We start from the raw sequence: 21,245 nt of genomic DNA on the forward strand, positions 1-21,245 counted from the left end.
CAGCGGCGGCCGGACGCGTGGTGACCGCCACGGTCGCCGTGGCGCTGGGCGCCGGACGGGCATCGGTTCCGGTCGTGCTGGTCCCCGCACGGCTGGGTCGCGCGCTGCCCTGGCTGCTCACCGGGGCTGGTGACCCCCGGCCGGGCCCGGAGACGCCGGGTTCCGAGACACCCGGGCGGTGGTCGGATTCGGGGAGCGGAAGATACGGCGCGGAGACCGTCGGACCCCCGAGTGCGGCGCTCAGCAGCAGGGCGACGTACGCGCCGGCGGGTGCAGCCAGCAGCCAGCCGAGTCGGCGCACCCGCCGCTGCCGCCGACCGGAGGGGTCGACGAAGACAGGCCGCGTGGCGGCGGTCTTGCGGGGCGCGCCGTGACGCGCCCGGGTTCGGGACGCCGCATCGGAACGGGGGCTGGTCTGCACGAACGCGGAGGATACAGCTAGGCCGACCGCACAGCGACCGTCCTATTATTTCCGGAAAGTCATACCTGAATGGAGAGAGTCTCTGCGTTGCCGAGTTGCCGGTCGTGCAGCCTCCCCGGGCCATCTCCCGTCTGCTGTAACGCCCGACGCCTGCTACGGCGGCACCTGGACGCTGGTGCATCGTCTGGGCGCGGAGCCCTCATATCCCCAACGGCCGCAAAAGTCGCGCTACCGCTGAATGACGATCCCTCCCGGGAACTCCGGGGGCGTTGCCACCGTCCTTGCCGCAGTGACACGGTTGCGAGCGGAGCTGTGGAGAGAACGACGGCGGCTTCACCGTACGTCGGCACCCCACCGTGCCCACAGCAGTGGGCCTGGACAGAGCACAGACCAGGATCGTCGTGATCGTGCTCAACGCGACGTCCGACACCGCGGGCCCGCGCCATCTGGAGACCGCCAACGTCTGGCCGGTACGGCACCACCCGCAACCGCCCGAAGCCCGCTCGGACTGGTTCGCCATCTTCCACACCGCATCCCGGTCCTGGAAGGGCATCTTCCGCTCCGGTGGTCAGGGGCACGCGACCCAGATGCTCGACGCTGGTGCAGTGCGGATGACCGACCGGATGTGGGACGTGCTGCAAAGCACCCGGACGATAGTCCTCTGCGGAGGCCTGGGCGGTGACCCGTCAGGGCCCGAAATCGTGACCGCCATCGGGCAGCGACGCATGCGCGCCGTCCTGAGCCAGGCACTGTTCGAGTAAGCGCCAGGCTGGACCGGCCAAAGAAGCCAGGCAAACAGCCTTGCATCAGCACTCAGTCGGCGGTTGCTTCTCGCACTCGGCCACGATCAATAAACAATGGTAGGCATTTCGTCACTCTTATGGGGGTATCGAATGGCGGTTCCCTCCCGCCCCGCTCAGTCTGGTGGTCGTGCGTTCGATTCGTCGCGAATGCGCGAGCCACTCAAGGAGGTCGAACCATGACCCGTACGAAGCTCCTCGCTCTGGTCGCCGCCCCCGCGCTGGCTCTCAGCCTGGCGTCCCCTGCGCTGGCTGTGGAAGTGACCGCCTCGTCCCCCGACACCGTGAACAGTCCGGTCGGGTCGATTGCGGCCAACCAAAGCAAGACCGTCACTGTCACCTGCCCTGCGGGCACCAATGCCGTCAGCGGTGGCTGGAAGGTGTCCTCCGCCAGCATCGACGTGACGGACAACCGTGCGATGAGCGCCACACAGTGGCAGATCACATTCCAAAACGAGGCGAAGACCTCAGGCACCGTGCAGGTCTTCGCCCGTTGCGTGGCCTGATCGCGAGCTCGCCAGGGCAGGCTGGTCCGTTCACCGCACCGCCAGGCGCGGTGAACGGGAAGGCCGAGCAGCCCCAAGCGCCGTAACCGGCTGACAGCGAAGGACGACAAGGACGCTGCGGACGGATATGGACGGCTGTATTGCTCTGGACGGCACAAGGCCCAGGCCGGGAGGCCATCCTCCGGCCTGGGCCTTTCCTTCTGGAGCGCGTGACGAGAATCGTTGCGAGCGTGAGGACAGCAAGGTTCCGCAGTCGGAGGTCGCGCGGGGCTGGGAGGGACAGACGGATCGGCCAGGCGCCGATCGGCTGACCGAGCTGGGCGACCAGGTCCGCTGTCGTGCTTCCGGCCGCGGCGATCGCCGCGGGAACCGCCGCTGCCCGGCTGCCAGACCCATCGCCTCAGGCCGTGTTTGGTGCCCGGCCTTCCTGTCAGGCGGCGACCAGCTCGCCGTCTCCCGCGCGGGCGGGTCTGGCCTCCGCTCCCGGTTTCCGGACGCGGAGCGTCATGCGGCAGCCGCCCCTGCGTTCCGGTTCCGCCGCACCCCGGGCCGTAGTGAGTGGTGCCCGGAGGTCACCGGGTGAGGTGGACGGTCAGCCTGGCATGTGAGGAGTCGATGTTGACGCCGTCCATATAGCCACGGGCGTCGCGGTAGGCGCCGGTACCGCCGGTGATCGCGAGCGTGAACCTGGTCGGGAAGCTGACGATGAAAGGCGCGAAGCCTTGCAGGGTGATGTCGCCCTGGGCCAACCGGAGGGTGGATTCGCACTGCCGCAGGCTCTTCTGGAGGCTGACGACGGTGCAGACGAAGCCGCCGGTGCCCACCTTGCGACCGTTCTGGAAGAAGTCCGAAAAGCCGATGGCCTCGTCACCGAGGCTCATGCCCGGGCCACCCACGTCGATGGCGGCGAATTCCCTCACGGAGTCGTCCAATTTGATGACCTTCTCGCCGTCACCATGCGGGCCGGGGTCGCGGTCCGGGGAGGTGGCCTGCGCGAGCGGTCCGTAGGCGAGGACCGCGGCGAGCGCCGTGGCCGCGACCGGCGCCATTGCCGTGAAACGACGCATCGTGCGTCTCCTTCGAGCTCGATGGAGTGACAAGCGGCAATTAATCCCACTTATCGCTTCATTCATGGCTCAATCGGAAGCCCGGTACATCAGGCGCGCATGGGCTGAGCAGAAAGACGACCCGATCGGACGCGGGGCCGATCCGCATCGGATCCTGACATACCCGTCTGTAGTACGGTATGTCGTCCGTCGAAGATCTCGGTGCGCACCAGGTACGGGTCGAGGGTGTCGCGGTCCAGGGCCGTACGGCTACGGAATGAAGATCATCGCGGCGGCGATGAGCAGGTCGACGACGAAGCACCACTCTGCCCACGCCCGGGGGACAACCGCCTTGGTGCGGTGGTGGAGCAGATCCCAGGCGGCGTGCCCGAGCCAGCCGGTTGCCAGGACGTACCAGCCGAGGCCGTGATCCATCGCCAGCGCCACCATGGCCAGGGCACCGAAGCCGAGCAGCCCTGCCGTCTGGAGCACCAGCGCGCCTGCCGTGCGGAGCTCCCCGCGCAGCGCACCGAAGATCAGGTAGCAGACCGGCATGACGACGAGGAGCCACGCCAGGAACTCCAGAGCCGGGAGGCCATCGGCGAATGTGGCGACCGCCAACACGAGGGCGAGCCATGTGGGCCATCGGTGCTTGAGCATGGACACGACGCTGGCGGTGGCGGTCTTCGAACCGTCCCGTCCGCAGGTGGAAGGTGCTGTGTCGTCCTGAGCGGAGCCGATCGGCAAGGGGTCACGCGAAGCGGTGGCGTCGGTCATGGCTCCACTGTTGGTCAGGCCCGTCCCACGAGCAGGCGGCGGCTCATGAGATGTCCGGAATCTTGGGGTGCCTGTCGCTTCGCTGTAGGGTCGCCGCGTGGACGAACGTCTGATCGTCATCGTCGGGTACGACTCGGCCGAGTTGCTGGACATCGCCTGCGTCACCACGAGCCTGGGCATGGCGAATCACATCGGAACTCCCACCCGCCCCTATCGCGTCAGTGTGGCAGGTCCGGGCGGCAGACCGATCACCTGTGGCTCGGGCCTGACGTTGCAAAGTCAGCAATCCCTTGAACGACTCACCGGTCCGCTCGATACCTTGATCGTATCGGGCGGCCTGGGACATGAGCGGGCCGCCGCCGACCAGCGGCTCGTTGGCCACGTCCGCCGCCTGGCCGGCGAAAGCCGACGCGTTGCCTCGGTGTGTACCGGGGCCGGCATCCTGGCCGCCACCGGACTGCTGGACGGGCGCCGCGCCACCACGCACTGGCGCTTCGCATCCCAGCTTGCCGCACGACACCCGAAGATCACCGTGGATTCCGACCCCATCTACATCCGCGACGGGAACGTCTATACGGCGGCGGGCATCACCAGTGCCCTGGATCTCACGCTTGCCTTTATCGAGGAGGATCACGGCGCCGAGCTGGCTCGCCGAGTGGCGCGGGATCTGGTCACCTACCTGCAGCGGCCGGGAAACCAGGCGCAGATGAGCCTGTTCACCGCCTCCCCGCCGCCCAGGGACGACGTGGTCCGACAGCTCGTCGAGCACATAACGAGCCATCCGGACCACGACCTGAACGTGACCGCCTTGGCGGCCCGCGCAGGTGTGACCACGCGCCACCTCACCCGGTTGTTCGTGGAACACCTCGATCAGTCGCCGGCCCGGTTCGTACGCAAGGCCCGCACCGAGGCGGCCGCTCACCTGCTCTCGTCCACCGTGCTTCCGCTGGCAGGCGTGGCCACGCGGTGCGGGTTCGGTTCCACCGAGACGCTGCGCCAGGCCTTCACCAGCCGATACGGAATCTCGCCATCGCGCTACCGGGCGACGCAGACCAGGCTCTCCGAAAAGTAGTCCGAGTCACCTCATCGTTCACAGCTCCTCTCCGCCGCCGGCCCGCCCGCCGGGTGGATCCGGAACTGGACCGACCAGCTCGGCGGCACCGTCACCTCGGACCCGACGACCGACGGGGGCTACGAGCGCGATCGCCGGACATCCACAGGCGGCCGCTGACCGAGGGGGCGGCTTCCGCGGGTGCCGGTTGGGGACAACTGGATGAGAAGCGGTGCGGGGACGGAAGCCGTCCGGGACGCCGTCCAGATGCGTACACGCTGCCATCTGAGGCCGATTCTGGAACTGCCGGCGAGTTCTTCGCGGAGGGCCGCCGGTGTCACGCCCTGCCGCCGGGCTCGGGTACCGGGGTGCCCGGCGGTGTGAAGGCGGCGAGCACCGTGGCCGTGATGTGGCCGGCCGCACGGTCGGGGTTCAGACGGCCGGCGCGGATCTCTTCCGTCGCGCTGTGCATGACCGCCTGCAGGACATTGACCAGCCATGCGATGGGCAGGTCCGTACGGAAGGCCCCCTCGGCCCGTCCACGGGCGACCAGCGCCTCGACCCGGGCGGCGGGCCCGGCGTGCAACTCCCGGATACGTCCCGCGGGAAGCTCCCGCTGGGCGGCGGCGAGCAGCGCCTGGGCCTGGTCCACCAGGTGCCAGCCGGCCTCGATGTAGCGCTCCAGGGCGAGCAGCGGATCACCGGTCAGGTCGACCGCGTCCAGCACCTCGTTGCCCCGGTCGAGGGCGCGGCTCATCGCCGCATCGACGACCTCCGCCCGGGAGGCGAAGTGCGCGTACAGCGTCACCCGGCCCACACCCGCGGCCCGCGCGATCTCGCTCAGGCTCGCGTCCGGGTTTCGCCCGAGGCATTCGGCCGCGGCTTGCACGATCGCCTCGATGCTGCGCAGAGCGTCGGCGCGCTTGGTGGTGCTCTTGCTGCTCATGCGCCCACCGTACCCCAGAACTCGAACAACCCTGTTTGGCTTGGACCCCTCACGTGTATAACCTGAACATCGCTGTACGGCTTAATGATGAGGGGTTGAGCGTCATGAGCGACACGGAAACCACCACCAACGCACCGCAGACACCGCACCCGATGCGATGGCCGGCCCTGGGCCTGCTGGGACTGGCCCAGTTGATGCTGATCCTCGACATCACCGTCGTCGCGATCGCACTTCCACACATGGGCGCCGAACTCGGCCTGGACCGCACGGCGCTGACCTGGGTGGTCAGCGGATACGCCCTCACCTTCGGCAGCCTGATGCTGCTCGGCGGCCGGGCCGCCGACCTGTTCGGCCCCAAGCGGGTCGTCCTGGCCGGCCTTGCCATCTTCACCGCCGCATCCCTGGCCGCCGGACTCGCCACCGGCGCCCCGCTGCTGCTCACCGCCCGGATCGCCCAGGGGGCGGGCGCCGCGATGCTGTCGCCTGCCGCTCTGTCCGTGGTGGTACGGCTGTTCGACGGCGACGAACGCAACCGCGCACTGGGCATCTGGTCGGCACTCGGTGGCGGGGGAGCCGCCCTCGGCGTGCTGATGGGCGGACTGATCACCGCAGGCCCTGGCTGGGCCTGGGTCTTCTTCGTCAACGTCCCCGTCGGCCTGATCGTCTTCGTCTTGCTCGCCCGGCTCCTGCCCCACCTGCCCCGCGCGGCCACCGGCCCGCTCGACATACCTGGCGCCGCCCTGGTGGCCGCCGCGACCGGCGCCCTCATCTACGCCCTCATTCGTGCCGGCGACCACGGCTGGGTCAACGCCGCCACCGTCCTCCTCATCGCCGCCGCAGCAGCCGTCTACGCCGCCTTCGCCACCTGGCAACGCCGGGCAGGCGCACCGCTGATGGACCTGCGCCTGCTCGGCCGGCGCCCGGTCGTGGCGGGCACCTTCGTGATCGCCGTCGCCACCGCGCTGATGGTGGGGGTCTTCTTCCTCGGCTCCTTCTACCTCCAGGACCGCCAAGGCCACGGCGCCCTGATGACCGGCGTGCTGTTCCTGCCGGTGGCACTGCTGACCGTGGCCGCCGCCACCGTCGCCGGCACCCTGATCGGCCGGATGGGAGCACGACTGCTGGCTGTGGCCGCCCTGGCCGTGGCAGCGGCCGGGTTCCTCGTACCGGTGCTCTGGTCCGGGACCACCGCGATGGTCACCGGCGTGAGCGTGGCCGCGGCGGGTCTGGGTGCGCTGTTCGTCGTCGCCTCCTCCACCGCGCTCGCCAGCGTCGCACCCCACGAGGCCGGGGTCACGTCGGGCATCGTCAGCACCTTCCACGAGTTCGGCGCCTCGGTCGGAGCCGCGGCCGCCTCCACCGCCGCCGCCACGAGCATCGCCGTCCGCACCGGCGTGCAAGCCGCCTCCGGCTTCGACAACGCGTTCCTCGCCGCCACCGGCCTGGCCGCAGCCTCCGCCGTCATCGCCCTGTGGCTGATCCCAGCCAAGAACCAGTAGGCCAAAGCCGACACCTGCCCGCACCAGAAAGGAGACCAGCGTGTACGACCCTTACGAGCTGAGCCCGGGTGTGCCCTCCGTCGAGGTCTTCCGCCGGCTGCGCACCGAGGCCGGCCTCTCGGACAAAGCCCCCGAGGCGGTTGAGCTTGCCCTGCCCAACACCTGGTACGGCGTACGCGTCCACCACGAGGGGCAGCCCATCGGCATGGGCCGCATCATCGGTGACGGCGGCACCGCGTTCCAGATCGTCGACGTATGCGTTCACCCCGAACACCAAAGACGCGGCCTCGGCAGGCGCATCATGGCCGCTCTCACCGACGAACTGGATCGCCGGGCCCCCGCCACCGCCTACGTCTCGCTGATCGCGGACGGCCCCGCCCGCCACCTCTACGAAAAGTTCGGCTTCGCCGCCACCACCACGCACGACTCCATCGGCATGTACCGGGTGATGGGCAATGCCGCTGCGCCCAGAAGAGCACAACCGAAACCGTAGCCGCGCAGGTGCAAGGCACGTCGCCGAGAGCCTCCACTTCCTTCGCGAACCCCGCGGTCACCATCGGCCACGCGTTCTCCGACCTACGCGGGCATCGCTCCCGGCTCGGTGCTTCATCGCCATGCAGATCGTCGTCGGCCTGGCCCTGCTCGCGCTGATCTCCGCCCGACCTGAGCAATCTCGCCGGCGCACGCGGTGGTCAGCGGCGCGGATGCGCTGTGGGGCCCGAATGTCCCGGGCCCCACAACGCTTCGTACGACCGATCAGCAAAGCCGATACGCGCTACGTCGTGGGCGCGCCTGTCACCTACGCCGTGTGCTCACCATCACCGATGCCGGCGGTGGCAAACGAGCCTCGGCCGCCTTACCGGTGGCCGGCACTCCTCCGTTGGCCGTCGGTGCAGACGTGATCAGCGGGTTGTGCGCGCCCGTGCCAGTTGCGGTGACGTCATCGTCGACGGCGGCAACGCCCACCTTGCCGACACCGCCGTCGCGAGGCCGCCTGAACCGTTTCGCCTGGCCCGGCGTTTGGTCCGCGGTCCACAGACTCGCCCGAGGCCCGGGGTACCTGCCGGGGCGGCCGGAACGGCCTCTCCACCTGTGACGGAGCGGCACCTCGCGATGTGGCTGACCAAGCTATCGCCATCAGCCGCGGCCCGATCAACTACAGCGTGCCGGGACGGGCTACTGCGCGGAGCCCTGCGACATGTATGGCCAGGCGGCATGCCCGACGCCGCCCCAGTTGTGTACGAGAAGAACCGTCTCCTTGTACACCGCGGGCATGTGCCGGGGGGCATCCTGCCCCACGCCCTCTGCCCCACGCCCTCTGCCCCACGCCCCCTGCTCGGCACCACCATGGCGGGTGGTCGGCGCTACCGTATGGCTCACCGGCGCTTACGACGGCCTGCACGAACCGCTGTCACGGCCGTTGCGCCCGCACCCCCATTGCCTCCGGCGGCGGGACTGCGGGCGTGGTTCACGTTGGCTGTCAGCGGGATCCCATACCACGGCTCCGCACTGAGTTCCCTTGTACGAGGTGTCCCAGAGGCCAGGTTGACAAGCGCCTTGTCCCGGGCCGGCATGACGCCGTGGCGCGCGGACCGCGCGCCACGGCGTCATGGTGTTGTGTGGCTGTTTGGCGTTCAGCAGGTGGCGTTCAGGCCGGCCCAGTTGGCACGGTCGTTGTAGCCACCGTCGCCGGCGTCGCCGACCACGAGGTCGAGGACCCGGACGCCGGTCAGGTCGACGTCGGCCTGGCGGGTGTCGTCGCGGGTCAGGACACCGCTGTCGAACAGCACCTTGCCGTCACCGATGACCTGGAAGGTCGACGTACCGCCTTCCGGGCCGACGTTGCGCACCGCGTCGTCGATGCCGACGGTGGTGGTGAGCCGGCTGCACTGGTCGCCGAGGTAGTAGCGGATGGTGGAGGGCGAGGCGACCCCGATACCGGTCGGGTGGACCTGGCCGAGCATGCTGATCGGGGACCAGCCGCCGACGCTCAGGTCGACGGTGGGGCTCATCCATCCGCTGGTGGCGCTGATCCACTGGTGGTGGGACAGCACGACGTCGCCGTCCGGTGCGGCCGGTGCCACCACGACGGGCGCGGTCGTCTCCTGCCGCAGCCGCTTGCCGCCGATCACCTCGTACGACGTGGTGGCGGTCAGCGCGGTGCTGCCCGGTGCGGCGGTGGCCGGCAGGGTCACGGTGAAGGCGAAGGTCACCGAACGGTTGGAGTCCAGCAGCTTCGGCGCCGTGCCGAGCGGACGGGCCGTCCAGCCGGCGGGCACCGTCAGCTCGGTCCGCGGGGTGAAGACCGGCTGCGCGCCGTCGTTGCGGACGGTGACCTCGACCCGGGCCTGGTCGCCGCCGGCGACCATCGGGGCGGTCCCGGCCGGCACGGTGTCGCCGTCGACCTGGGTGACCTGCGGCAGACCGGCCACCACATGCGGGACACCAGGCTTGCCCGTGGCCCGGCTGACCCGGAACAGGGCCGCGCCGTGGGCGGGGACGGCGGCACTGATGGTGCCGGCGCTCTCGGTGACCTGGTCGGTCCAGGCGTTCTTCAGGGTGAACCGGTCCCCGGACAGCCCGACCGACGACGCCTTCGTGGTCAGCGTCGCCGGGCTGTCGCCCCGGTTCAGCAGCACCACGGCACGGTCACCGTTGGCCAGTCGCTTCACCCAGGTCTCGGTCGTGCCGGCGGGGCCGACGCGGACGGCCTGGACGACGGCGGGGTCTTGGTTGATCGCGAGCACATCGGGGTCGGAGAGGGTGCTGAGCGAGGTCTTGCCCAGCTTGGTGACATCGCTGCCGATCACCAGGGGGGCAGCCGCCACCGACCAGAGCGTCATCTGGGTACGGAACTCCTCGTCGGACATTCCGTGTTCGGGCCCGAGGTAGTCCGGGTCGTTGAAGTGCCCGGGACCCGCGGCCTCGGGGTGCCGCGCGTTCGCGTCGTAGTTGCGCAGCACGTCCTTGAACTTGATCTCGTCGACGAAGCCTACGTCGGTGTAGGTCCGCCAGGACTGTGCGATCTTCGGCGCGTAGCTCCAGGAGTACGTCGACTGCTGCTCTTCGGGGTAGTTGCCCCAGTCCGGGGAGGTCACCGGGTTGCAGAGGTTGAAGATCATGGGGCGCTTGCTGGCGTTGTTCCGCAGCGCCTGCGCGAACTCGGTGTAGACGGTCTTCGGGTCGAGGTCCGCCGCGATCCCGCAGAGGTAGTCCACCTTGACCGCGTCGAACTTCCAGGCCGCGAACTGGTCCGCGTCACGCTGGTAGTAGCCGTGGCTGCCCAGTCCGCACTTGCCGGGGATGTACGGGCCGGCGTCGGTGTAGATGCCGGCCTTCAGGCCCTTGGAGTGGATGTAGTCGACCAGTGGCGCCAGCCCGTTCGGGAACTGGGCGGGGTTGGGCGTCAGGTCGCCGGCTGCGCTGCGCGGGGTCGGCGCCGCCCAGTTGCCGTCGATCCACACGTACTCGTAGCCGGCCTTGCGCAGGCCGCTGCTGACCAGGAAGTCGGCTGTCGACTTGATCTCGGCCTCGGTGGGATCGCCACCGAACGCGTAGTAGGTGTTCCAGCCCATGTACGGCGTCGGGCTCAGCACCTGCGCGGATGCCGGCGCCGTGACGGCTGCCCCGGCGGCGGCCGGGGCCGCCTGGGCGGACGCCGGCACGGCCGCGGCCAGCGCGCCGGTCACCAGGGCGAGGAGGGCGGTGAGATGTCGTTTCACATCGGATCCTTCGCTGTCCGATCGATCAGGCGTGCCGACCCGTCCTGGCCGTGAGCCCGGGGCGCCGCCCCTCTCGTCGAGGGTGCGGCGGCCGGTTCCCGGACCGCTCCATGCCCGCGCGCCTGTTGCGATCTTGTTTCCAGGGATCCTGCAGCGGTTACCGGCGCGCGTCAATAATAATTCCTAAATTAAGAGTTACTGATTGGACTCGGCCGGGGCACCCCCAACAGCGTCCCGTCGGGTCGTGCCTGATCTGGTGCCAGATGTGGCGTATGGCGGGATGGTGGGGCGGTGTACCCGCTTGTGGGTGTTCGCGGCCGGGGCGTCCAGGCGCCGGCTGCCCACGGCTGCAACCGTGGCGAACCCCGTACCGCCGGTGCTGTCCGTCGCAGAGCACGCGAACCTGGTGGCATGCGCCGCATCGCAGGGGGATGCGTCCTGACGCAGCCCCCGAAAAAGGTTGCGGGCTGCTGTCGATCCGGCCGTTTCCTGTTCGACGTCTTCGTGTGTGGCGGCCTGCCGCACGATGACGACGAACAGGACCTGGCGAGGAAGATCGTGGATCAGCTGCTGAGAGTGATGAACTTCAATGTCTCCAGTGACGGGATCGGTGCCGGTGAGCACCAGAGCCTGGAGCGGCCGTTCGGCTGTGACCGTCCCGAGAGGCTGTTCGGCTGGGCCGGCGCGACGGCGAGCTGGCCGATGCGCACCGACCCTGGTGGCAGCCGGGGCCTGGACGACTACTTCACCCGGGACTTCGCACGCAACATCGGCGCCGAGATCATGGGCCGCAACAAGTTCGGGCCCCAGCGCGGGCCCTGGAGCGACCATGAGTGGCGCGGCTGGTGGGGGCAGGAGCCCCCGTTCCGTACGCCGGTGTTCGTCATGACCCACCACCAGCGCCCTTCGTTCACACTGTCCGACACCACGTTCCACTTCGTCGACGGCGAGCCGGCCACGGTCCTGGAACGGGCGCGGGAAGCGGCGCAGGGCAAGGACGTGCGCCTTGGCGGCGGGGTCACCACCATCCGGGCGTTCCTTGACGCCGGCCTCGTCGACACCCTGCATGTGGCGGTCGCGCCGGTGAAGCTCGGGGTGGGGCTGCGCCTGTGGGAGTCTCCCGAGGAACTGCTCGACCGGTTCCACCTGGAGGTCGTGCCCAGCCCGAGCGGCGTGACGCACCACCTGTTCTGGCGGCGGTGACACCTGGGCCCACTGGAATTCAGGCTGCGACTGCGAGAGGGCGTCCGCCCCGGCCGATGCCCTCCTCGCGGCGGATGCGGGCACGTTGGCCCCCGCCCGGCGGCGAGTAAGTCGTGATGACGGCGGCCGGCGCCGGTGCAGGGGGCGGTGCAGGGCCTGGGTCTGCCCAAGATCGCTGCGGCGGTGGGAGCTGGCCGGGCCCGTGGGATGGACCGGTCGCTGAGCTCAGTGATGACCTCAAGAGGTTGTTGTCTTTCCGGGCTTGAGGACTGCGTTCTCGCTGGTCAGGCATAGGGTCGGCGGTCTCGTGGCAGTGGTTTCGTGTCGTGTCGTTGCTGTGGTGGAGGTCGAGGATGCCGACGGTCGTGGGGCTGCTGGCACAGCGTGAGCTCACCGCTCGCCGTCGTGTCGACGATCTGCGGGAGAAGGCCGACCGCCTCCAGGCGGAGCTGGCCGTGGCTGAGCGGGAGTGGAACGAGTGGGTCATCGCCCGCTCACGCGTTGGCGAGGTACTGGCCCCGGGGCAACGACGCCGTCGTCGGCCCCGCCGCCTCCGAGGGTCTGCCGGCTCCCGGTGTGCAACCGGCGCGGCCCGAACCCGCGGAGGCGGCGAAGCCGAAAACAGTGGTGCCGGCGCGGCGCGCGGGGGCTGGCCTGGTCGGCGCTGTCGATGGACCATCAGCGCATCCTGCAGGCCCTCAGCGACCGTAACCGACTCGGTCAAGGAGCGTTGAGGTGCCAGGAGATGGCCGCCTGCTTCGGCCTGGACCCCGTACCGGGAAAGGTGGAGGCACCGCGATCGAAGGCCAAGCGGCTGACGGCGCGCGGCTGGCTGATCGAGCCGGCACCTGGCCGATTCACGCTCGCGAAGGACGTGGCCGGGCAACGCGGCGCGTCATGAGCATCGTCATCGACCAGTAGACCATTGCCTCCGCGCTGGCGATGGAACGTTCGAAGTCGCGCACGAGACGGCGACTTCGCAGCAGGTGGGCGAAGAACCGCTCGACGATCCACCGCTTGGGCAGCACGACGAAGCCGCGCATGTCGTTGCTGCGTTTGACGATGGCGAGGACCAGGGTGAGGGCCGCGAGGCAGTACTCGACGAGGCTGCCGGTGTATCCGCCGTCGGCCCAGACCAGGGCCAGCAGGTGGTGCGCGGCAGTGACCTGGGTGAGCAGGACCTGGGCCGCGGCGCGGTCGCCCACATCCGCTGCGGTGACCATCACCGCGAGCAGCAGGCCAAGGGTGTCGACCACGACGTGCCGCTTGCGCCCGTTGATCAGCTTGCCGCCGTCGAAGCCGCGGCTGTCAGAGCCGACGACCGCGTCCGCTTTGACCGACTGCGAGTCGATCACGCCCGCGCCCGGCTCCGAGTCCCGCCCGGCCCGCTCGCGGACCAGGCGGCGGAGCCGGTCGTGGAACTCGCGGACCAGATCGTGGTTGCGCCAGCGCCGGAAGAACGTATAGGCCCGGTCCCACAGTGGGAAGTCGGCAGGCATGGCCCGCCACTTCGTGCGTTGTCGACCAGGTAGCGGATCGCGTCCAGCATCGCGCGGTGGCAATAAGCCTCCGGTTGCCCGCCCCGCCCCCGCAGCCAGCCCGGCACCGGCAGCAGTGGCCGGACCACCGCCCACTCGGCGTCCGACATGTCGGTGGGATACCGACGCTCGCGCGCCCTGTGGTCTCTGGCGTTCCCGAACCTGTGAGCCAGACAGTCACACGCGAGAGCGGCTGAAGTGGACCCCACTCCCGCGTTGCCGTAGAAATGCGACAACAGGGCCTCCTGGACCGCACGTTGGCTTCGACACCCTTCGAGCTCCAAGTGGCCCTGCTCTCATGCACGGCAGCCGCCGCAGTCACCCGACCGACTGACTTCTCGACGAGATCGGGACGACGGCAGTCGCGTCGCTTCTCGTGATCGCTGGGACGGACAAATTCGCACTGCCATCCAGGTAGACGCTCGGCTTGGTGACGCCCCGAGGCCGCCTCGCGGGTTTGAGCCCGGTGCCGCGGCTGACGAACCTGGCGAAGAGTCGTGTCCTAGCGGCTCGAGGCGCGGCCAACCGCCCCCGCTACGTCCTACTTCTCCTCCGGCTCCCAGGCGCGGAGCAGGTCGAGCAGCCCTGCGTCTCCGTCAACGTGCAAGGAGTCGGCCTGGATCCGGTCGTACAGGTAGAGGACCAGCTCACTGGCCGTGCCGTGGACGGAGGCGTCGGCTGCGTCCGAGTCTTCGCCGGTCGCGGCGGTGGGCGCGGGGATGCGGGTGGTGCGGGCGCCGTCGCCGTCGACAGCGAGGCGCCAGGAGCGGCCCTCGGCGGCGTGGAAGTCGAAGGCCGTGGGCTTGTGCGGCCAGGCACTCGGCGTTGCGCAGACGGTGAACAGGAACTCCTCCACACCGTCGAGTGCCAGCTCGACCGGCAGCGGCTGCGGGGCGCCCCCGGCGAGCTGGGCGTCGTAGGTGTGCACCGCGGTCTCCTGGACCCGGTGCCGGGCGGTGCCGCCGGCGGTCTGCGGTGACTGCGACGCGGGCCACCACGTCCAGCAACCGCTCTCCGGTCCCGCCGCGCGCAGGGCGCCCAGCAGAAGCTGCGTCGACGCGTCCAGCCAGGCCAGCAGGGCCTCACGCTCCTGCGGCAGTTCCAGCGCGGCGCGCGCGGCGACGGCCTCGGCCGGGGGAGCGTCGGCAGCCCCCGCGCCGACGATGGCGGCCCAGAAACGGTCCCCGCCACCCAGGTGCTTCACCAGATCGAACAGCGTCCACCCGGGGCAGGTCGGCACCTGCGCGTCGAGACCGGGCGCGGCGGCGACCACGGCGCGGAAGGCGGTCGACCGTTCATCGATCAGTCGCAACAGGTCAGGGAACTCAAGATTCTTCTCCACGCCGGGTGTCTATCACCGTGCTCCGGTGATCGGACAGCGATTTTCACAGTCGCCGCCGGTTGGCCATGACGGACGTCCTCGCCGCCCACCGCTCGGGTGACAAGCTGCGCACTGCTGCGAGGGCGCTGGTGGTGGCGGTACGCCAGGCGTCGTGCCTGTGGGTGCTCTGGCCTCGCCGTGAGGCCGGGCACCTCGACGACGTGCCGTCCACCCGGTGCGCGCCGTCATGCTGCCGCTCGATGTGATGGACGCGGAGGTCACGACGGCGGGGGAGGACCGGTCGGGTCGGGAGTTCAGCTGACTCCCGTTCGACCAGCACTCCTCAAGTCGGAACAACAACAGCCACTCAGTCGCACGCCGCAAGAGCCCGGGTCGGGCCGCTTGCGGCGTGCGGCGCGGCCGGTAGGGTGGCGGGTTCGGCCCGCGGGCGGCGGCTGTGCCTGCGAAGGCACATCGACAGACGCCGCAGGATGCATCTGCGACGGGTGCCGGATGCATGGCGACCCGATCCGGCAGCGGCGGTATCCGGCCAGAGCCAGGGTGGTGCCGCAGGACCATACGCCGGCCGCAGATCCTTCGCCGCGCGGCAGGTCCTCCTGGCGCCGAGGTTCTATACACCCGGAGCCCTGTGCGATCAGGCTTTCCTCGCCGGCCGCAGAGGCCGGGTGTTCCACCAGCGATCGAGGACCCGTGAACCCGAGCACCGACGAACCCATGGCCGATGTGCGAGACATGTACATGGCCCACACCATGATCCGGCGTGAATTCGGCCTGCTCCCGCAACTCGTGCGGGACGTCGAGCCGTACGACATCCGGCGCTCGGAGGTCGTCGGCGCCCACGCCGAACTCGTCTGCGGCTTCCTGCACTTCCACCACGAGGGCGAGGACGTGATCCTTTGGCCGCTGCTGCAGCGGCGGGGCGGGGCCGAGGCCGAGGCCATCGTGCCGCTGATGGAGGAGCAGCACCACACCATCGAAGCCGCCAACAGCCAGGCGCTGCGCCTGCTGCCGCAGTGGCGGTCCACCGCACACGGCGGGCACGAGCTCGCGGAGGCGCTCGACCGGCTGCTGGCCGCGCTGCTGGAGCACATGACGATGGAGGAGCAGCGGATCCTCCCCCTGGCCGAGAAGTACGTCACTGCGGCCGAGTGGAAGCAGCTCGGCGAGCACAGCATGAGCGAAGTGCCGAAGAAGGCCCTGCCGCTCGCCTTCGGCATGGCGATGTACGAGGGCGACCCCGAGGTGATCAAAGCGGTCCTCGCCGAAGCTCCGCCGCCCGCGCGGCTGATCCTGCCGTTCCTTGCGCCGCGCCTGTACGCCAGGCACGCCAAGCGGGTGCATGGCACCGCGACCCCGCCGCGCGTCACCCGCTGACCACACCTGCCCGGGCCGGTCCCGCCCGCGAGGGCCGCGGGCGAACGGCCGGCGGCCCCCGGAATCGGCCGTCATCTGCTCAGGTGGCGGCGCACCCCCTCGCCCGTGACGACCGGGCGCGTGCGGGGCGCGGTGGGCGGTGATGCCCTGGAACGGCCGGTGGGCGCCAACCCGGTCCTCCGGCGCCACGCCGCCACCTGCACCGCCGCCGCCAAGGCCACGGGGCAAAACCGGTGGCGCCGCGCCCGGGCGGCTGCGCCGGCAGCCGCCGTGAGGCCCCTGGCCGTGTCCTGATGACGGCAGGGACCCGCGCCCGTCATGTCCGGGCCGCCTGCCGGCAGCAGCGTGACGGGCACCCGCTCCTACCGGGCCCGCGGCCGGCCACCGCCCGGTGCCGGCCGGCGGCCCTTGGTCGTGCACGGGTTCGAAGGACGCGGACTCTTGCGCACCCGCACCCTCGGTGGCGTCCCCAAAGGGCACCGCCATGCGGCTTGACCTGCGGCGACGGCCTTCCGGGCCCCGAGCGGTGACTGCCCTGGGGTGCGTCCGTCCCGCGGCCGGGGTGCGCATATGAGCGCAATCCGTTCATACTTACGCATAACCCTCAGTCGGGTCACGATTACCCTACGTAACCGAGGCGTGATCTCGTATGAACGCCAAGACGAAATACACACTCGCCGCCGCTGCCGTCGGCTGGACGTTCCTTGCGTCCCAGTGGTCCGGCAAGGGCTGCGACTTCGTCCCGCAGTCCTACGCCCTCGTGGTCTCCCACGGCATGCCCACCAACAGTGAGGGATGCAAGGCTGAGACGGACGGGCCGCAGTACACCGACAAGTACGACCGGTGACGCACGCGTGAGGTTCGGCGTGTCTGTCACTGCGGTGTCCGGCTTGGGTGCCCACGGGAGCTTGTCGTCGAACGATCTTGCCTGGCCGCTCGCCGGTGCTAGGTCGCGATGAACTGTCGGATGCCGAGTGGGAGTTCGCGCGGCCGTTGCTGTCGCATGCCGCGTGGGGGCGCAAGCGGCTGGACGGGCGGACGGTCCTGAACCGGGCCCCTGCGCAATCCGTACCGGGCTCAGCCACTGCTCGCCTTCATCGCTGCGGGCCTTCAGTGCTCGGCCGCGGCCGCAGGCCGGCTTGTCACCACGACGCGGGTCGGTAACGCGGCCGGCACCTCGCCGATGGGGAGAGCCGGGGGCGGGTGGGGGCATCGTCGTCTTCGGCTGCCGATGTCAAGCATGACGATCGTCGGGGGTCGAAGGGGGCCGTCCGGCCCGGGTGTTCGCGGAGTTGCGTGCCTAGCGTCGGGCCCCATGGAATCGAGATCGCGGTACGGCTCCGGCCGTCGTGTGGTGGGTTCGGTGGCGGTACTGGCCGCCGGTGTAGTGGTCGTCGGCCTGTTGTACCCGGGCGGGCTGGGCGATGCGGGACCCGTCGAGGTGACCGACGGTGCGTCGGTGTCGCTGTACCGGGCGGTGAACGACGCCGTCGGGAAGGCTCCGGCGTGGATGGGCTCGACGGTGGTCCCGGTCGCCGGCGCCGTGCTGATCGTCCTGGGGCTGCTTCTCGTCAGGGTCTGGTGGGTCGCCGTGCGACGTCGCGACGTCCGGACCGCTGCCGGGGCGGTGCTGGTCGGGGCCGGCACCGTCCTCGCCTATGCCGTCAGCGAGGCACTGAAATTGGTGGTGGACGAGGAGCGGCCATGTCGTGCCGTGACCGGAATCCGGGCGGTGACCGACTGCCCCGGAGCGGGTGACTGGTCCTTCCCCAGCAATCACGTCACATTGGCCGCCGGGCTGGCTGTCGGCCTGGCCTTGCTCCGTCCCCGACGGGCGGCTGTCGTCCTTCCGCTCGCGGGCGTGGTTGCGGTGGCTCGCGTGGCGGCGGGCGTGCACTATCCGCACGACGCTGCGGCCGGTGCCGTGGTCGGTGCCGCCGTGGTCGGCGCGGCGGTGCTCCTGGCGACGCCGCTCGGGGTCCGGGCAGCGGCCGCGCTACGGGATCGCCTCGGCCGCCGCAACGATGCCGGCCTGGTGGGCGACCACGGCCGCGGCTGCCCGGTTGTCCACGCACAGGCGGGCCAGGATGGAACTGACGTGAGCCTTGACCGTTCCCTCGGCCAGGCCCAGGCGGCGCGCGATCTGGCCGTTGGACAGCCCGGTGCCGAGGAAGGCCAGTACCTGGCGTTCCCGGGGGGTGAGCGCCTCGACACGGCGGCGGGCCGTGGCACGCCGTTCGCAGCGCGTGCCGGCGTCCTGCGTGGTGAGGTGGGCGATCACCCGGGCCGCGACCTTGGGTGACAGGTAGGCCGCGCCGTCCGCCACGGCGCGGACACCGGCAATCAGTTCCTCGGGCTCGCCCGACTTGATCAGGAAGCCGGCGGCTCCGTCGGTGAGGGACTTGAGGATGTACTCGTCCTGTCCGAACGTGGTCAGCACGACGACCCCGGTCGTGGGGACGGTGCGGTGGATCTCCGCCGTGGCACGCAGTCCGTCCACGCCCGGCATGCGGATGTCCATGACCACCACATCCGGGCGGTGGAGTTGGGCCAGCTCCACCGCCTGGTGGCCGTCGCAGGCCTCGGCGACCACAACGAGGTCGGGCGCGGTGGACAGCACGGCCCGCACTCCCTGGCGGATCAACGGCTCGTCGTCGGCGATCAGGACCCGGATCACTGGGTGACCACCTGCTTCGAGACGAGCCGGTCCCCGCGGAAGCACAGCCGGTACAAGTCGCCCGAATCGTCGTCGAAGGGGTTCGCCGTCATCGCGTAATACTCGCATCCTGTACCGGGGCCCGGCGACGCGCCGTCAGCCGCATGATGCGGGGCCTGCTCTTCGGGGAGCAGGCCCGCCAGTTCAGCGCGGCTCTGCCCTAGGTGGATGCGGGCGTAGGTCTTCGGCGCCACCACCGATGCACGGACCAGGATCAGGTCCCAGCCCCGCAGGCCGACACCGAGCAGGGCGACGGCGGTCACGGGCACCAGCACGGCGGCACGCGCGGTGCGGCGCACACGCCTGCGCGCGCGCCGCTGTTCCTGTGGCACCCCTGTGCGGCCGCTTGTCGCGGTGGCCGCCGCCGGAACACCACCCGGGCCATGAGGGATGCGGGCGACGACCGTGAATCCCCCCTCACGGGGGCCGTAGGTGATCGACCCGCCTGCCAGCCGGACCCGTTCGTCCAGGCCGATCAGTCCGCGCCCACCGCCGGGGGTGCCGGTGGTGGCACTCGGAGCGCGATCGTTGTCCACGCGGACCTCCGTTCCCGCACTCGAGTGCCGGATCACCACGGTCACGGCCGCTTTGGGCGCGTGCTTGGCGGCATTGGTGAGTGCCTCCTGCACCACCCGGTGCACGGCCCGCTCGGCCACAGGAAACGGCTGCGCGCACTCGCCCTCGGTGAGCAACGTGACCGCCAGCCCCGCAGCGGCCGCACCGTCGACCAGGTCCGCCACGCCGACGTGGGAAGAGGGCGTTTCGATCTGCCGGAGGATGCCGATGACCTCGCCCAGGCGATCCACCGCAGCACCGGCCCTGGTCCGGATCTCCCCGGCAGTGTCCCGGTGCTCCGCCGACAGGCCGGGCGCCAGCTTCAGGGCGCCGGCCGACAGGGCGATCAGGCTGAGGTCGTGTCCGAGGAGGTCGTGCATGTCCTGTGCGATCCGGGCGCGCTCCTGCAACCGAGCCTGCTCGGCGATGAGTTCCTGCTCCCGCTCCAACTGCTCCGCGCGTTCCCAACCGTTGCGCACCAGCGCGCGGTACTGATGCCGGAAACGGCCCGCGAACCACGGCAGCACCGCCGCGCCCACGAGCACCAGGACGAAGCGATCGCCGAGCGTGATCCACGACGGCACCGCCCAGACGGCCACCGCTCCGGTCGCGATCGCCGCGGTCAGCACGCCCGCCGCCGTGCGGACCGACCGCGGCAGACATCCTGCCGCCCACGACAGCACGACCGTGACCGGCACCCACCACGGACTCACCACGCTCAGACCCGAGGTGCCCGCCGCAGCGGCGAGCAGCGCAAGCTCCATCCCGCGAACAACCGTCATGATCCGTCGCCTCACGGATGCGACGATACGAAGAATCGGAGCCAGCCGACACTGCCGAAAGTCGCATTGCCTGCCGCGGCCCGACGGGCCTCACCTGTGCACGCGCGGCGTTCCGGGCCCGATCCAGGAGATGATCTCGCGCTGGATCGCGTTGTTGCCGCCGCCCCTGCGTGCCCTGGCGCCGGCGTCACGCGCCCTGGAAGACGGACGCCGCACCTCCCATCCCGAGTTGGTGCTGTTCACCTCCTGGCGCCGGGTGCAGGGAACACATCGAGCGCGCCCCCGCCGGCGGTGACCCGGAGCCCCTGGCTGGCCTTGTCGATCACCACGGCACGGATGCCGTCCTGGCCGCGGTCAACCGCCTGGTTGGTGAGCAGGAAGCGCAGGTGACGATGGCCCCCGCGCGCACATCCAAGGGCCGCGGATGGCCCCAGGGCCGAGATCGCCGACGACTTCTGCCCGTCCAGGGACAGCGACGAAAGGACGAGCACGCAAACCTCTTGCCCGGCCTGATCGGCGACGGCGACGCCCGCCTCGACTGCGTCGCCGTCACCCGCGCACGCACCTCGACCTCGGCGGCCTGGAATGGATCGACGAACCCCCCGGCGGACCCCCCGGCGTCACCTCTGTGGCCAACCGGCGACCCGGTCGCCGTTGCAGGCTGAGCCGGGCCGGACGGCCCTCGCGCCGGTTGCCGCCCCGTCCTGCACAGGCGCCGCCTCCTGGTGCACCTCCGCTGCCTCCTGCGCCAACCCCGCGGCGGATCAGGTCGGGTGAGGACGGGCTGGGCACCACGGGTGACCGCGGGTTTGTCACTCGTCGGATTGAGGGGCTGGTTGGCCGGTTGTCTGCTGGGGTACGGCCTGCGGGATGCCGGCCTGCCGCCACTCCGCCGGGGAGAGACCGTAGACCGCCCGGAAGGTGCGGCTGAAGTGCGCGTGGCTGGCGAAGCCCCACCGGTGTGCGA

General features: G+C 70.4%; 19 protein-coding genes and 2 pseudogenes. 11 read left to right on the plus strand and 10 right to left on the minus strand.

Annotation, left to right across the window (positions count from 1 at the left end; all coding sequences use genetic code 11):
* The first annotated feature begins 777 nt into the window (after positions 1-777).
* Both ACFYYN_RS35820 and ACFYYN_RS35825 read left to right on the plus strand, forming a co-directional pair.
* Positions 778-1,182, plus strand: coding sequence for a hypothetical protein (locus ACFYYN_RS35820; RefSeq protein ID WP_500549043.1), 405 nt, complete (start codon positions 778-780; stop codon positions 1,180-1,182).
* A 218-nt stretch (positions 1,183-1,400) separates the two neighbouring features.
* A complete protein-coding gene (locus tag ACFYYN_RS35825) occupies positions 1,401-1,727 on the plus strand; it encodes a hypothetical protein (protein ID WP_500549044.1) in 327 nt (108 codons plus the stop codon).
* A 572-nt stretch (positions 1,728-2,299) separates the two neighbouring features.
* Here ACFYYN_RS35825 and ACFYYN_RS35830 read toward each other — a convergent pair.
* Positions 2,300-2,794, minus strand: a complete 495-nt coding sequence (locus ACFYYN_RS35830) for an allene oxide cyclase barrel-like domain-containing protein (RefSeq protein WP_500328272.1) — start codon at positions 2,792-2,794, stop codon at positions 2,300-2,302.
* Positions 2,795-3,043: 249 nt separating this feature from the next.
* Complete coding sequence (locus tag ACFYYN_RS35835; protein ID WP_500549045.1) at positions 3,044-3,550, minus strand: hypothetical protein; 507 nt, start codon at positions 3,548-3,550, stop codon at positions 3,044-3,046.
* A gap of 97 nt (positions 3,551-3,647) precedes the next feature.
* On the opposite strand from ACFYYN_RS35835, the gene ACFYYN_RS35840 reads away from it, so the two are divergent.
* The gene (locus ACFYYN_RS35840; RefSeq protein WP_500549046.1) at positions 3,648-4,622 is read left to right on the plus strand and encodes a GlxA family transcriptional regulator; all 975 of its coding nucleotides are present in this window, start codon (positions 3,648-3,650) and stop codon (positions 4,620-4,622) included.
* Positions 4,623-4,938: 316 nt separating this feature from the next.
* On the opposite strand, the gene ACFYYN_RS35845 is transcribed toward ACFYYN_RS35840, so the two are convergent.
* Positions 4,939-5,547: a TetR/AcrR family transcriptional regulator gene (locus ACFYYN_RS35845; protein WP_500549047.1), complete on the minus strand. Its 609-nt coding sequence runs from the start codon at positions 5,545-5,547 to the stop codon at positions 4,939-4,941.
* Between the two features lie 104 nt (positions 5,548-5,651).
* Here ACFYYN_RS35845 and ACFYYN_RS35850 point away from each other — a divergent pair, with 104 nt between their 5' ends.
* Both ACFYYN_RS35850 and ACFYYN_RS35855 read left to right on the plus strand, forming a co-directional pair.
* Positions 5,652-7,046, plus strand: a complete 1,395-nt coding sequence (locus ACFYYN_RS35850) for an MFS transporter (RefSeq protein WP_500549048.1) — start codon at positions 5,652-5,654, stop codon at positions 7,044-7,046.
* Between the two features lie 40 nt (positions 7,047-7,086).
* Entirely contained in the window at positions 7,087-7,539 is a 453-nt protein-coding gene (locus ACFYYN_RS35855; protein ID WP_500549049.1) for a GNAT family N-acetyltransferase, read from the plus strand.
* Between the two features lie 1,141 nt (positions 7,540-8,680).
* On the opposite strand, the gene ACFYYN_RS35860 is transcribed toward ACFYYN_RS35855, so the two are convergent.
* On the minus strand, positions 8,681-10,768 hold the full coding sequence (locus ACFYYN_RS35860) for an NPCBM/NEW2 domain-containing protein (protein WP_500549050.1): 2,088 nt from the start codon (positions 10,766-10,768) through the stop codon (positions 8,681-8,683).
* A 558-nt stretch (positions 10,769-11,326) separates the two neighbouring features.
* Here ACFYYN_RS35860 and ACFYYN_RS35865 point away from each other — a divergent pair.
* Together ACFYYN_RS35865 and ACFYYN_RS35870 are read left to right on the plus strand one after the other, a co-directional pair.
* Entirely contained in the window at positions 11,327-11,971 is a 645-nt protein-coding gene (locus ACFYYN_RS35865) for a dihydrofolate reductase family protein (protein WP_500549061.1), read from the plus strand.
* A 353-nt stretch (positions 11,972-12,324) separates the two neighbouring features.
* A pseudogene (locus ACFYYN_RS35870) lies at positions 12,325-12,872 on the plus strand (hypothetical protein).
* Here ACFYYN_RS35870 and ACFYYN_RS35875 read toward each other — a convergent pair.
* Both ACFYYN_RS35875 and ACFYYN_RS35880 read right to left on the minus strand, forming a co-directional pair.
* A complete protein-coding gene (locus ACFYYN_RS35875) occupies positions 12,829-13,470 on the minus strand; it encodes an IS5 family transposase (protein WP_500549051.1) in 642 nt (213 codons plus the stop codon). The pseudogene ACFYYN_RS35870 and the gene ACFYYN_RS35875 sit on opposite strands and share 44 nt — an antisense overlap.
* A gap of 580 nt (positions 13,471-14,050) precedes the next feature.
* Complete coding sequence (locus ACFYYN_RS35880) at positions 14,051-14,851, minus strand: maleylpyruvate isomerase family mycothiol-dependent enzyme (RefSeq protein ID WP_500549052.1); 801 nt, start codon at positions 14,849-14,851, stop codon at positions 14,051-14,053.
* 59 nt (positions 14,852-14,910) lie between these two features.
* On the opposite strand from ACFYYN_RS35880, the gene ACFYYN_RS35885 reads away from it, so the two are divergent.
* From ACFYYN_RS35885 to ACFYYN_RS35900, 4 genes and pseudogenes are all read left to right on the plus strand, one after another.
* Positions 14,911-15,096 (plus strand): hypothetical protein, encoded by a 186-nt coding sequence (locus tag ACFYYN_RS35885; RefSeq protein ID WP_500549053.1) that lies wholly within the window; start codon positions 14,911-14,913, stop codon positions 15,094-15,096.
* A gap of 469 nt (positions 15,097-15,565) precedes the next feature.
* Entirely contained in the window at positions 15,566-16,225 is a 660-nt protein-coding gene (locus tag ACFYYN_RS35890; RefSeq protein WP_500549054.1) for a hemerythrin domain-containing protein, read from the plus strand.
* Between the two features lie 649 nt (positions 16,226-16,874).
* Positions 16,875-17,072, plus strand: coding sequence for a hypothetical protein (locus ACFYYN_RS35895; RefSeq protein ID WP_499508878.1), 198 nt, complete (start codon positions 16,875-16,877; stop codon positions 17,070-17,072).
* Between the two features lie 663 nt (positions 17,073-17,735).
* Positions 17,736-18,125, plus strand: a pseudogene (locus tag ACFYYN_RS35900) (phosphatase PAP2 family protein); the annotation flags it as partial.
* A gap of 96 nt (positions 18,126-18,221) precedes the next feature.
* Here ACFYYN_RS35900 and ACFYYN_RS35905 read toward each other — a convergent pair.
* From ACFYYN_RS35905 to ACFYYN_RS35920, 4 genes are all read right to left on the minus strand, one after another.
* On the minus strand, positions 18,222-18,902 hold the full coding sequence (locus tag ACFYYN_RS35905; protein WP_500549055.1) for a response regulator: 681 nt from the start codon (positions 18,900-18,902) through the stop codon (positions 18,222-18,224).
* The gene (locus tag ACFYYN_RS35910; protein ID WP_500549056.1) at positions 18,899-20,293 is read right to left on the minus strand and encodes a sensor histidine kinase; all 1,395 of its coding nucleotides are present in this window, start codon (positions 20,291-20,293) and stop codon (positions 18,899-18,901) included. The genes ACFYYN_RS35905 and ACFYYN_RS35910 overlap by 4 nt, the downstream gene beginning before the upstream one ends.
* 224 nt (positions 20,294-20,517) lie before the next feature.
* Positions 20,518-20,769, minus strand: a complete 252-nt coding sequence (locus tag ACFYYN_RS35915) for a hypothetical protein (RefSeq protein WP_500549057.1) — start codon at positions 20,767-20,769, stop codon at positions 20,518-20,520.
* A 321-nt stretch (positions 20,770-21,090) separates the two neighbouring features.
* On the minus strand, positions 21,091-21,245 hold a 155-nt coding region (locus tag ACFYYN_RS35920), incomplete at its 5' end, for a helix-turn-helix domain-containing protein (RefSeq protein WP_500549062.1).

Origin of the sequence: Streptomyces sp. NPDC001902, assembly GCF_042891295.1 — a bacterium.
Lineage (GTDB): Bacteria > Actinomycetota > Actinomycetes > Streptomycetales > Streptomycetaceae > Actinacidiphila.

Bases quoted from the DNA above. Each gene is read 5' to 3' on its own strand.
- ACFYYN_RS35825 (WP_500549044.1), top strand. From the start codon at position 1,401: ATGACCCGTACGAAGCTCCTCGCTCTGGTCGCCGCCCCCGCGCTGGCT.
- ACFYYN_RS35830 (WP_500328272.1), bottom strand. From the start codon at position 2,794: ATGCGTCGTTTCACGGCAATGGCGCCGGTCGCGGCCACGGCGCTCGCC.
- ACFYYN_RS35835 (WP_500549045.1), bottom strand. From the start codon at position 3,550: ATGACCGACGCCACCGCTTCGCGTGACCCCTTGCCGATCGGCTCCGCT.
- ACFYYN_RS35845 (WP_500549047.1), bottom strand. From the start codon at position 5,547: ATGAGCAGCAAGAGCACCACCAAGCGCGCCGACGCTCTGCGCAGCATC.
- ACFYYN_RS35850 (WP_500549048.1), top strand. From the start codon at position 5,652: ATGAGCGACACGGAAACCACCACCAACGCACCGCAGACACCGCACCCG.
- ACFYYN_RS35875 (WP_500549051.1), bottom strand. From the start codon at position 13,470: ATGCCTGCCGACTTCCCACTGTGGGACCGGGCCTATACGTTCTTCCGG.
- ACFYYN_RS35890 (WP_500549054.1), top strand. From the start codon at position 15,566: ATGGCCGATGTGCGAGACATGTACATGGCCCACACCATGATCCGGCGT.
- ACFYYN_RS35895 (WP_499508878.1), top strand. From the start codon at position 16,875: ATGAACGCCAAGACGAAATACACACTCGCCGCCGCTGCCGTCGGCTGG.